A 10,697-nucleotide genomic window follows, 5' to 3' on the forward strand; every position below is an offset into this window, starting at 1 on the left:
CAAGCAGGAAGCAGTCGTGATATTCAATGAGTTCACGAAACACCGTCCACTTCAACTCGGTGCTCCCAAGATTGGACTGCGCCTGGAGCGTCTCCTCATTCAACCGGTAATGCACGGGAGCATCCCCCTGCATACGCTTCCAGGCAGCAATGCTGCGCCGCTGCCGGATCTCAATGGCGGGATATAACACCAGCAGAAAACCAATGGCCGTCATGCCGAAAATCGAAGAAGCGCTCCATGGGCCTGGGCGATAATCCAACGCTACTGCCACAACAACCAACACCACGGCGAACAACAGGCGCGGCCAGTGTTGAAGCAGCCGGCGTCTCGCGACACGTCGAAGAAGTTTTTCAGTGATATGAACATCGAATTCGATGGGCATGATATCGATGGCTTGGCGGTCTCAAATGTGGCGGCAAATTGAACTCTACTTCCCCGCCTTCTCATTCAGTAAGTAGCCCAGTAAATCAATGAATGTCGCTTCTTCGATTGTTTGTCCAAACGTGGGAGGCATGAGGGAAATGGGGGTGACTTCAGTTTTGGCGATGTCCTTCTTGCCGATGCGGTGTTCTTTGCCGGTGGCGTCGGCGAGCACGTTGACTTGGCCGAGTTCGGCTTTGAGGAAGCCGGCGAAGGTGCTGCTGTCCTTCAGGGTGAGGGTGTGGAGATGGAAGTGGGCATCGACGTTGCGATTGGGGTCGAGAATGTCTTCACAAAGGCGTTCGGGGCCGCGTGCGCCGATGCCGTCGAGCTGCGGGCCGATGAGGCCGCCTTCGCCTTTGATTTGATGGCATGCGGCGCAGTTCATCTTGAAGACATTGGCTCCGGTTTCGAGATCCGGCTTGGCTTTGGCGAAGGCGGCCACGCGGGCGGCGATGAGGGTGTCGAGCTGTTTGCGTTGCTCGGGTGAGACGGGCAGCGGCGGTGGCGCGGGGCGTGGTGGGAGGTAAGCGGCGAGTTTTTCACGCAACGCGGCCGGGGCGCTGTGCTGGAGCATGGTGGCGAGGGTTTTGAGGCTCTCGCGTGTGGTGTCTTCGTTTTGGAAATCATTCACGCTAACCACCACTGGCTCAATGCGCGTGACGCCCAGCCACGCATAAGCCTTCCCATCATCCCCATCCACGATCTCAAGCCGCACGGCCTTGCCGACATGCTTGGCAAGATCCAGTTCCTCCCGTCGGCAATCATTGTGTCGCGGTGGAAACACACTCGCGAGCGTGGCACCGCTCTGCGCATCCACCACACGCACGAAGTTCTTGTCATGCGCCTCCGCCACCGGTGGTCCGCGATGTCCGTCGACCCAAAGCACAAGCTTCTCCGGCACGGCAAACGATTTGGATTTCAACACCCCCGTGCGCTTCTCTTCATCACCCCCACCCTTGGCCATGCTTTGCAGCACCTGCGCCTCCGTGCCATCTGCACACTTCCGCGTCTGCAACGACCACTTGGCATCGCCAAGCGCTGTCCAAGTGGGCGTGGGTTGTTTGTCTGCGGAGTCGAGGAGCTGCGTGGCAAGCTCTTGCGCCCATTGCAGTAGCTCAGGATTTGCAGGCGCTCCGCGCTCGCTGAGGCCGTTGTGAATGGCTTGAACCAGATCGAGCTGTGAAGCGGCAGGCTTGTCTCGATACGCTTGGCGGGTTTCTTGCATCGCAGATTGCAGCAGATCGGCGTCTCCATAACGCGCAAGATGTTGGAGGATCTGTGCCCGGCTCATGGACGCTTTCTTTTCCAGCGTTTCCATGCGCCACAGCCACGCACTGGCTTCGGCGTTCGGCACGGCCAGCACCACTTCAGCCGCAGCATACGCATCCGGTGGCAGCGCTTTGAGATTTCCAGGGTGGCTCAGGATGCGACGGAGAGCGATTTTAGTCGTGAGCAGTTGCGTCTCGTCACCTTTCAAAGACCTGAGTTCGTTAACAAGATCAGGAATCGCGGCTCGATCCTCGCTGAGACCAAGGCATTCAATCAGAGCCTTGCGATTTTCCACCGAAGCGCGGGACTCGATCCAACGGCCGTCGGAGGATTGAGTGTACCCCTTTGCTCCTGTTATGGGTCCAACAGGTAATTTGATGGAATAGATTGTGCCCAGGCTGGCAGGAGGCGCATCAAACTTTTCATAGGTGTGGGCAAAATATCCTGGCACTCCAGGCTGATCAGCGAATGCGCTCAAAGTTTTGAAAAAATGAGCTGAACTGAGAAAGTCCAGAGACTTCGCCTGCTTGAACTGATTGTCACTCGCCTTCCCAAGCCGGGCACCGATCCAAACTCCATGAGCCGTGCGCAAAGCAGTTCCTTCATCGACTTGACCTTTTTGCGGTTTCGGGACGCTTGCGACTACTTCCTCATACGCGGCCACGCCTCGCTGAAAGATCACTTCTCCAGCTAAGTATCGGCGACGGATATTTTCCGACTCCAGCTGCTGCGCGAGTGCTTTGTCAGTCATGGCTTCCAACTGGCAGTCGGTCAGTGATTTGGCGTGGTCATCCTTCACGACGCGCCAGATTCTTCCGCGCTCCTTGTCCCGACCCGGATGATCGAGGGGCACCTCGTAGTGGCCGATGATCTTGTTGTAGAAGTCGGCGATGTAGAGGGCGTTGTCGGGGCCGAGCTGGAGATCGACGGGGCGGAACCAGGGATCGTCGCTGGTGATGAAGTCGGGCTGTTCATTGGCTTTGGGAGTGGAGCCGGTGAAGGTGACCTTGTCGTGATTCACGCGGGAGGTGACGCAGTTGCCAACGAGCGTGTGGTCGTCCCACTCGGGGCCCCAGACGCCGCCGTCGAGGTAAACGATGCCACAGATGCCGGTGGAGCCGTGGCTGTGCTCACACATGACTGGGGCGAAGCCGAGGCCGTCATCGGGCTTGCCGAAGCTGGGATAACATGCGCCACGGATGAGCTGATAGATGGGTGAGCTGTGGCAGTCGGCGCTGTAGAGATTGCCAAAGCGATCCCAGCAGAGGCCGAAGGGGTTCACCTGACCGCTGGTCCATTTTTCGATGCGCGAACCGTCGGGGCGAAAGCGGAAGACGTTGCCGCTGTGGAGATCGAGCGTGCTGCCATCTTTGGCTTTGAGATGGCTGGTGTTGTTGAATCCATGGGTGGCGTACACCCAGCCATCGAGACCGAGGCGGAAGCTGCTGCACATGCCGTGCGTGTCTTTTTCATATCCGAGCGGGCCGAAGAGAATCTCGCGATGGTCGGCTTTGTCATCGCCATCGGTGTCGGCGAAGTACCAGATGTTGGGAATGCTCCAGGCGATGCAGCCGGCCTTGTGCTCGGGCTTGTGCCAGGGGAGCACGCCGGTGGGGATGTTGAGGCCGTCGGCGAAGTCGGTAACCTTGTCGGCTTTGCCGTCGCCATCGGTGTCGGCGAGGATTTTGATCGCATCGCGGCTGTCTTTGACGCGCGTGCCATTCTCATCGGACCAGCGGCTTTTGTCGGCGGCGTAGGGATACTCGACGGTGGATGAGACCCAGAGACGGCCCCGCGTATCGAAGGCCATGTTGATGGGCTTGTTGATCATCGGCTCGCTGGCAAAGAGCTGCACGGTGAAGCCCGGCGGCACGTGCAGCCCTGTGCGCTCCTGCTCCGGGGTCAGTGCGTCCGTCTCACGCACGAGGCGCATTTTATCCTCAGCTGCATGGAGGCTGGCGGAAAGGGTGCATGCGGTGATGAGGCAGCGGAGGAATGACATTCAGCCATTACAGCGCAGAACGATGGCTTCATTCAAGCCGCGTTTCGAGTTTGAATGGAACAGGCCCCATTGTCACAAGTCGTCTCTGTGATCTGAGCCCGCAGCGCGTCATCGCTGCGCAGACGCAGCAGGTGGGAAAGGCCGATGCGGTTGATGGAAATCCAGTGCACCACGCGACGTGCGACCTGCTGCATCGCCGGACTGGCGAGCCGCAGGGACCATTCGCGATACTCGCGCAACGCCCACAGGCATGTCACCCAGGCTCCCGCGCCCTGCCAGAGCGAGCCGTCATCTCCCATGACGACGATTTCCTGATCGGCGCGCAGGTTGGGCAGATCCGGGCAACGCTGGAGGGCCTGCGCCGAATCGTAGGGCAGAAACTCCAGCCGCACATACGCGGCCTGTTCGAGCATCCAGCGCCGGAAGCGCGAGCACAGGCCGCACCGGGCATCGTAGAAGATGGTGAGGGTGTTCATGGTTTAATTCAAGGTTGCTGTTTGTTCATGCATGCGCGGACCAACGCCGCCACCGTGCCTGTTGCGCAGGTTCCCAGTGCGTAGGGCAGAGCGCTCTTGTCCAGTGTCCGCCAGACACCTTTCAGAAAGCCATGTTGAATGATTTCAAACCAGGCGATGTAGCTAAACACCACGGCCACGATGGCGAAAGCCGACAGGAAACCGCATAGCGCCGCAGTGGATGGTTTGCGCAGTCTTGAATTGTCACTGACGCAAAGATCAACCGGCAAAAACACCACCAGCCAAGCCGTCAGCACGACGAGAGCGGTGTACACCGCTACTGCGATGATTTCACGGATGGCTATCGGCATGGAAGACGTTGAGGTTGGCAACGCGCCCAGCCACCAGGCGATGTTGCAGGCAATCCAGCCGCACAACATCGCGAGTAACGAAAGCTTCAATTTGCGCAGAAACGTTTTCACAGCGTGTCGAGAATATCATGCGCTTTGCTGACGCGATGCATTGGAGGCACGGGCGGTGGCAGATTGGCCAGGGTGGCACGGCGGCGCATGCGGGTGAAGACGTAGAGATTGAAGAAGTGCATGCCGCCGAGCATGAGCAGCACGACGCCCATTTTGCCGCTGAGCAGCTCGAAGACGCCGCGCGCGCCGCTGATTTCCTCGGTGCTTTTCAGATAGAGCGAGACGAAGCCGATGTTCATGAGGTAGAAGCCGACGACGAGCAGGTGATTGACGCTGTCGGCGAGGTCTGTGTTCCCGTTGAAGCAATCGACGAGGAAGATGCGGCCGTTTTTGTGGAGAGTGCGCGCCACCCAAACCGTCATGCTGACGGCAAGGATGAGGTAGAGGCTGTAGCTGATGACGGTTTCGTTCATATGGGTGTGTGGTTTGAGTTAAGGGTGATTTTATATACTGAATTTTCAGTATATTGTGAAACATATGGGTATGAAAAGATCAGCCGAGGAGGCGCATGGCCCACTGCAGGGCGGAGGCGTGCTTCATGGAGATCACGGTGTCGGCGACTTTGACGCCGAAACTGAGGAATTCGTCGAGGTCCTGCATCTGCTGGTGGAAGTCCTTGCCGGGGCCAACGGCTTCGTCCTTGGTGCGGGCGGCGCAGTCGCGCAGGAGGTGGATGGCGGGCTCGATCTCGCGGCGTTTCCGCTCTTTCGAGATGGTGATGAAGATCTTCCAGACATCCTTTTCAGCCTCGAAGTACTCCTTGCGGTCGCCCTTCTTGGTGATGATGCGCACGAGGTTCCAGCCGACGAGATCCTTCAAATTGGTGTGCGCATTGCCGCGGCTAATTTCCAGACGCTCCATGACATCGTCCGTGCACATGAGTTCCGGGGCCGTCATAAGCAGGGCGTGAATCTGGGCCATGGTGCGGGGGATGCCCCATTGCGTGCCGAGCGAACCCCACTGGACCACGAATTCCTCGCGTGCCTTTTCCCATTCTGGTAGTTCGTTGCTCACGCTTTCATTAAAAACTGAAAGTAATGAAAGGCAAGTGGCTTTCAAGATTTCTTCGGCCTTGGGGCGGGAAGTGGCCCAAGGCCAAGGAGCAGCACTTGCCAAGTGCTGTGTGGACAGGGTTCGAATGACATACTACTCCCAAGCCCTGAACCGGCACTTGGCAAGTGCCGCTCCTTGGGGATTACGGGCTCAGGCGCACTTTCACCCACACGCCGTTTTCATTGCGGTAGCGGATGCGGTCATGCAGACGGCTCACGCGGCCCTGCCAGAACTCGATTTCGTCTGCCTGCAGCGTGTAGCCGCCCCAGTGTGGCGGGCAGGGGACCTGGCCTTCGGGATACTGCGCCTTCAGTTCGACATCACGCTGCTCCAGCCATTCACGGCCTGAGATCACCACGCTCTGATCGGACACCCAGGCGCCGATTTGATGCCCGTAGGGACGGCTGGCGAAGTACTTCTCTGCATCGGCATGGTCGAGCTTGGAGATGGAACCCCGCAGGCAGACCTGATGATGGCGGTCCGTCCACAGGAAGCAGGCGGCGGCGCGGGCATCGGCGGCGATTTCGTGGCCCTTCCGGCTTTCGTAGTTGGTGTAAAAATGAAAGCCGCGCTCGTCGATGCCCTTGAGCAGCACCGTGCGCACGGTCGGTGTGCCATCGAGGCCATTGGTGGCGAGGCTCATGGCATTCGGCTCCGGCAGCTTATTTGCGAGGGCGTCGTTGATCCATATCGTGAAGAGCGCCAAGGGATCGGCCGGGGCGCTGTGTTCATCGAGTTCGCCCTGGTCGTAACTCACGCGCAGGTCGGGCAGGTTCGGTTTGTCAGTTGGGTTCATTCAGGTTACAAGAAACGCGTGTCGTGCGGCCTGCGCTACGTCAGCTTTGGCCTTTTACACACTCTTTTGCTCCATGTCATCCTCTGTCACCGGCGTCATTCAAGATCTCGAACGCATCCTGCTCACCCCCGCGCAAATCAGCGAGCGGGTGGACGCGATGGCTGCGCGGTTGAATGCGGAGCTCGCAGGTAAGGTCGTCACCGTGGTGGCGCTGATGGATGGCGGACTTTTCTTTGTGGCCGATCTGCTGCGCAAACTCGAAATGCCCGTGCGGTTGTACACCCTGAGCGCCAGCAGCTATCAAGGCGGAACCACCACCACCGGCGAGGTAAAGGTGAACTGGCCCGCGAACTTCGACATTCAGGGCCAAGACGTGCTCCTGCTTGATGACATCCTCGACACCGGGCTCACGCTCAGCGCCATCTGCGAGCGCCTCCTCGCGCAACAGCCCGCATCGCTACGCACCTGCGTCCTGCTGAGCAAACGCCGTGAGCGACTGCGTGAGGTGCCGCTGGATGACGCTGGCTTTGAAATCGACGATGAATTCGTCGTCGGCTACGGCATGGACTATCAGGGCCGCTTCCGCAATCTGCCCTGTATTGGCATCCTGAACCCCAATCCTGCGTCATGAAGCTGCGCGTGCTCTTCTTCTCCGTCCTGCGTGACATCACCGGCACGGACGAAATCACTCTCGAAGTGCCCGCTGGAGCCACCATGGGCGACCTCCTCGCTCAAATCGAATCGCGCTGGCCCAAGCTGCGCGACTGGCAGAACAGCCTGCTTCTGGCTCTGGACCAAACCTACGTGAAGCGTGACGAGCCGCTGCACGATGGCGGCGAAGTGGCGATCATGCCGCCGGTGCAGGGGGGGTAAACAAGGGGCGCGGAATTTATTCCGCAGCACTCCGCAAATCATCTGGCTCCGCGTTTCATCTGCGCCCCTTCCGCGTTCCGGAACCAGCGTGTTTGCGATTCCCAAAACACAGCGCCACCCGCAACGTGAATACGACCTGCTGCGGAATAAATTCCGCGCTCCAAAAACGCCGTTACGCAGTCAGCACATCGACTCACGCCAGCAGATCCTTCACCACGTGGCCGTGGATGTCGGTGAGGCGGTAGTCGCGGCCTTGGAAGCGGTAGGTGAGGCGCTCGTGATCGAAGCCGAGGAGGTGCATCACGGTGGCCTGGAAGTCGTGCACGTGGACTTTGTTTTCAGCGACGCTGAAACCAAGTTCGTCGGTGCTGCCGTATTCGAAGCCGCCCTTCACGCCGCCGCCGGCCATGAAGAGTGAGAAGCAGTCGGGGTAGTGATCGCGGCCGAGCACTTTGCTGGCAGCGGTGCGGCCTTCGCGGAAGGGGGTGCGGCCGAATTCACCGCCCCAGATGACGAGGGTGTCGTCCAGCAGGCCGCGCTGCTTGAGGTCTTTGATCAGTGCAGCCACGGGCTTGTCGGTGGCTGCCATTTTGGCGGTGAGACCGGTGGTGATACCGCTGCCTTCACTGGTGCCGTGGAAGTCCCAGCCCCAGTCGAAGAGATTCACAAAGCGTACGCCTTTTTCAATGAGACGCCGGGCGAGCAGGCAGTTGTTGGCGAAGCTGGCCTCGCCGGGTTTCGCGCCGTAGGCTTCAATGACGTGCTGCGGCTCCTTCGAGATGTCCATGACCTCGGGCACGCTGGTCTGCATGCGAAAGGCGAGTTCATACTGCGCCATGCGCGTGACGGTTTCAGGATGGCCGAATTCGGCGACCTGCTGCTGGTTGAGATCTTGCAGGGCATCGAGCGTCTTGCGCCGCATGGCGCGGTTCATGCCAGCGGGATCGCTGACAAACAGGACGGGGTCGCCTTTGCTGCGGCACTGCACCCCCTGATACACGCTGGGGATGAAGCCGCTGCCCCAGCAACCCTGACCGCCGCTGGGCTGAGTACCGCTGGAGATGAGTGCGACAAAGCCCGGCAGATCCTGATTCTCCGTACCGAGGCCATAGGTGGCCCACGAACCCATGGAGGGTCGGCCCTGCCGCGCATGCCCGGTGAAGAGCAGCAGCTCTGCCGGCGCGTGATTGAACTGATCCGTGTTCATGGAGCGGATCATGCACATCTCATCGGCGATGGTGTGGAAGTTCGGGCAGGCATCGCTCATCGTGATGCCGCCTTTGCCGTAGCGCGCAAAGGTGCGCGGGGTGCCCATGAGCTTGGGCACGCCGGTGGTGAAGGCGAAGCGCCGGCCTTTGAGGATCGAGTCGGGGCAGTCCTGCCCGCTGCGCTTCACAAGCTCCGGTTTGTAGTCAAAGAGATCGAGGTGCGGCGGCGCACCCGACATGTGCAGGTAGATCACGCGCTTGGCCTTGGGCGCATACTGCGACTTCTTGGGTGCGAGCGGATTGTCCGAGGCTGCACTGGCGCCCGCTTTCTGCTGCATCGCATGCATGGCGATGGCTCCGAGGCTGAACTGCCCCGCGTTGCCGAGGAACTGACGGCGCGTCTTGAGCTGAAGGGTGTCGTGAGTGATGGGGTTCATGTACAGAAAAATACGTTCAAGGTCCGGTCATCCTTTTGCGCAACTGGGCTGAATCGCGTTTGGTGATCCAGTCTGGAGAAACGCTTTTGCCTCAGTCCATGGGATGCCAATGGAAGGGTCGGCCAGCATCGCGGCACGGCGCGTTTCGAGTTCGGTGAGTTGGTCGCTGCGCAGCGGAAAATCGGCATCTTCAACCACGAGAGTGTCCCAAATATCTCCCGCCAACTGAATGCGCTGCCCCACAGGCATCTGCCGGATTCGTTCGAGTGCGGTGGTCATAGTGGAAAATGGATTCTGGAATTTATCTCCGCATCAAAAACTCATCCAGATTCATCACCACATTGGCGATGGTCGTCCACGCGGCGAGTTCGGCAATGTCGGCACCTTGGGGAGCGGGGCCGAGGGGATCGGTGGCCATCTTGGTGGCATCGGCTGGATCGGCGCGATAGGTGGTGAGCGTTTCGGTGTAGAGCTGCGTCAAAGACGAAGTTTCATGCGCATTCGGGGCGCGTGAGAGGCAGAGTTTGAAGAGGAGGGCGAGGCGCTCGGGGGTTGCCTTGGCTTCGGCGACGAGGCGGCGGGCCATGGCTTGATTCGTTTCGATGAAGACGGGGTCATTGAGCGTCACGAAGGCCTGCAGCGGTGTGTTGGTGCGGCTGCGGCGGATCATGCAGACTTCGCGGTTGCCGGCGTCGAAGGTGGTGAAGCTGGCGTAGGGGCTGTTGCGGCGGACTTCGGTGTAGAGGCTGCGGCGGTGCTTGTCCTCGCCGGGGCTGAGGGTCCAGTCGTTGCTGCGGCCAAAGGCGGTGGTGAGGCCGAGATTGGGAGTCAGGGGGCGCACGGGAGGGCCGTACATTTTGGCGCTGAGCAGGCCGCTGACGGCGAGTGCTTGATCGCGGAGAAGTTCGCCGGTGGGGCGGAAGCGTGGACCGCGGGCGAGGAGGCGATTGTCGGGATCGCGCTCATTGAGTTCCGGCGTGGTCTTGGTGCTTTGCTGATAGGCCTGGCTGGTGAGCAGCAGCTTGAGCATGTGCTTGAGGTCCCAGCCGCTGTCCATCAACTCGGAGGCGAGCCAGTCGAGCAGTTCGGGATGGAACGGCAGATCTCCCTGGCTACCGAATTCCTCGCTGCTGCGCACGATGCCAGTGCCGAAGATGCTTTCCCACAGGCGGTTTACGGTGACGCGTGCGGTGAGCGGGTTGTCGCGGCTGACGAGCCATTTGGCCATGGTCAGGCGATTGCGTGGCGCGTTCGCAGGAATAGGATTGAAGGTGGCGGGAGTGCCTTCGCTGACTTCATCTCCCAGCGCCTGCCAGTTGCCACGCAGCTGGATTTTCGTCACGCGGCGCTGCTTGGGATCGAGATCGCGCATGATGGGCACGGTCACGGGCTTGAGGGCAGCGAGTTCTTTGTTCGCGGCGGCGAGGCGGGTGCGCTCCGCGGCGGATGCTTTGGCAATGTTACGCACGAAGTATTCGACTAAGGTCTGCTGATGTGCGGGCGTGCGTTTGTCCTTTGCCTGAGCAAGAGCGGCGACGACATTTTGCGGCACTTTGGTGACCTGCTGCACGCGGGCATCTCCTGTGTAGCTGAGGCGGAAGCTGCCGAGGGTGTGCTGCTTGAACTCGCTGTTTTGTGCGAGCGTGATGCGGAGCTTGGAGCCGGAGGGAACGACCACCGGAGATGCAGCCAGCAGGGT

Annotated in this window: 12 protein-coding genes; 2 read left to right on the forward strand and 10 right to left on the reverse strand. The window is 60.0% G+C overall.

The genetic code is table 11. The features are described 5' to 3' along the window. The 7 genes from ACIREA_RS17295 to pdxH all read right to left on the reverse strand — a co-directional run. Nucleotides 1-382: hypothetical protein (locus ACIREA_RS17295; protein WP_397383567.1), on the reverse strand; the 382-nt coding region annotated here is incomplete at its 3' end. A 45-nt stretch (nt 383-427) separates the two neighbouring features. Next, entirely contained in the window at nt 428-3,694 is a 3,267-nt protein-coding gene (locus ACIREA_RS17300; RefSeq protein WP_397383568.1) for a PVC-type heme-binding CxxCH protein, read from the reverse strand. 32 nt (nt 3,695-3,726) lie between these two features. Beyond that, a complete protein-coding gene (locus ACIREA_RS17305; protein WP_397383569.1) occupies nt 3,727-4,170 on the reverse strand; it encodes a thiol-disulfide oxidoreductase DCC family protein in 444 nt (147 codons plus the stop codon). 8 nt (nt 4,171-4,178) lie between these two features. Beyond that, nucleotides 4,179-4,631 (reverse strand): hypothetical protein, encoded by a 453-nt coding sequence (locus ACIREA_RS17310; protein ID WP_397383570.1) that lies wholly within the window; start codon nt 4,629-4,631, stop codon nt 4,179-4,181. Further along, nucleotides 4,628-5,044 (reverse strand): hypothetical protein, encoded by a 417-nt coding sequence (locus ACIREA_RS17315; RefSeq protein WP_397383571.1) that lies wholly within the window; start codon nt 5,042-5,044, stop codon nt 4,628-4,630. Before ACIREA_RS17315 ends, ACIREA_RS17310 begins: the two co-directional genes overlap by 4 nt. Nucleotides 5,045-5,123: 79 nt before the next feature. Further along, on the reverse strand, nt 5,124-5,645 hold the full coding sequence (locus ACIREA_RS17320; protein WP_397383572.1) for a GbsR/MarR family transcriptional regulator: 522 nt from the start codon (nt 5,643-5,645) through the stop codon (nt 5,124-5,126). A 181-nt stretch (nt 5,646-5,826) separates the two neighbouring features. Further along, complete coding sequence (gene pdxH / locus ACIREA_RS17325; protein WP_397383573.1) at nt 5,827-6,480, reverse strand: pyridoxamine 5'-phosphate oxidase; 654 nt, start codon at nt 6,478-6,480, stop codon at nt 5,827-5,829. Between the two features lie 73 nt (nt 6,481-6,553). Between pdxH and hpt the strand changes: the two genes are divergently transcribed. Next, a complete protein-coding gene (hpt, locus tag ACIREA_RS17330) occupies nt 6,554-7,111 on the forward strand; it encodes a hypoxanthine phosphoribosyltransferase (RefSeq protein ID WP_397383574.1) in 558 nt (185 codons plus the stop codon). Continuing rightward, entirely contained in the window at nt 7,108-7,353 is a 246-nt protein-coding gene (moaD, locus tag ACIREA_RS17335; protein WP_397383575.1) for a molybdopterin converting factor subunit 1, read from the forward strand. Before hpt ends, moaD begins: the two co-directional genes overlap by 4 nt. A 193-nt stretch (nt 7,354-7,546) precedes the next feature. Here the strand turns inward: moaD and ACIREA_RS17340 are convergent, their stop codons facing one another. From ACIREA_RS17340 to ACIREA_RS17350, 3 genes are all read right to left on the reverse strand, one after another. After that, nucleotides 7,547-8,998 carry a DUF1501 domain-containing protein gene (locus tag ACIREA_RS17340; protein ID WP_397383576.1) on the reverse strand — a complete coding sequence of 484 codons (1,452 nt, stop codon included), beginning with the start codon at nt 8,996-8,998 and terminating at the stop codon, nt 7,547-7,549. Nucleotides 8,999-9,025: 27 nt separating this feature from the next. Next, a complete protein-coding gene (locus tag ACIREA_RS17345; protein WP_397383578.1) occupies nt 9,026-9,277 on the reverse strand; it encodes an addiction module protein in 252 nt (83 codons plus the stop codon). 22 nt (nt 9,278-9,299) lie between these two features. Beyond that, nucleotides 9,300-10,697, reverse strand: a 1,398-nt coding sequence (locus ACIREA_RS17350) for a DUF1553 domain-containing protein (protein WP_397383579.1), incomplete at its 5' end; no start/stop codon positions are given.

Origin of the sequence: Prosthecobacter sp. (assembly GCF_044373815.1) — a bacterium.
Taxonomy (GTDB): domain Bacteria; phylum Verrucomicrobiota; class Verrucomicrobiia; order Verrucomicrobiales; family Verrucomicrobiaceae; genus Prosthecobacter.

Excerpts from the sequence above, each read along its gene's own strand:
- ACIREA_RS17300 (WP_397383568.1), bottom strand. The coding sequence starts at position 3,694 with ATGTCATTCCTCCGCTGCCTCATCACCGCATGCACCCTTTCCGCCAGC.
- ACIREA_RS17305 (WP_397383569.1), bottom strand. The coding sequence starts at position 4,170 with ATGAACACCCTCACCATCTTCTACGATGCCCGGTGCGGCCTGTGCTCG.
- ACIREA_RS17315 (WP_397383571.1), bottom strand. The coding sequence starts at position 5,044 with ATGAACGAAACCGTCATCAGCTACAGCCTCTACCTCATCCTTGCCGTC.
- pdxH (WP_397383573.1), bottom strand. The coding sequence starts at position 6,480 with ATGAACCCAACTGACAAACCGAACCTGCCCGACCTGCGCGTGAGTTAC.
- hpt (WP_397383574.1), top strand. The coding sequence starts at position 6,554 with ATGTCATCCTCTGTCACCGGCGTCATTCAAGATCTCGAACGCATCCTG.
- moaD (WP_397383575.1), top strand. The coding sequence starts at position 7,108 with ATGAAGCTGCGCGTGCTCTTCTTCTCCGTCCTGCGTGACATCACCGGC.
- ACIREA_RS17340 (WP_397383576.1), bottom strand. The coding sequence starts at position 8,998 with ATGAACCCCATCACTCACGACACCCTTCAGCTCAAGACGCGCCGTCAG.
- ACIREA_RS17345 (WP_397383578.1), bottom strand. The coding sequence starts at position 9,277 with ATGACCACCGCACTCGAACGAATCCGGCAGATGCCTGTGGGGCAGCGC.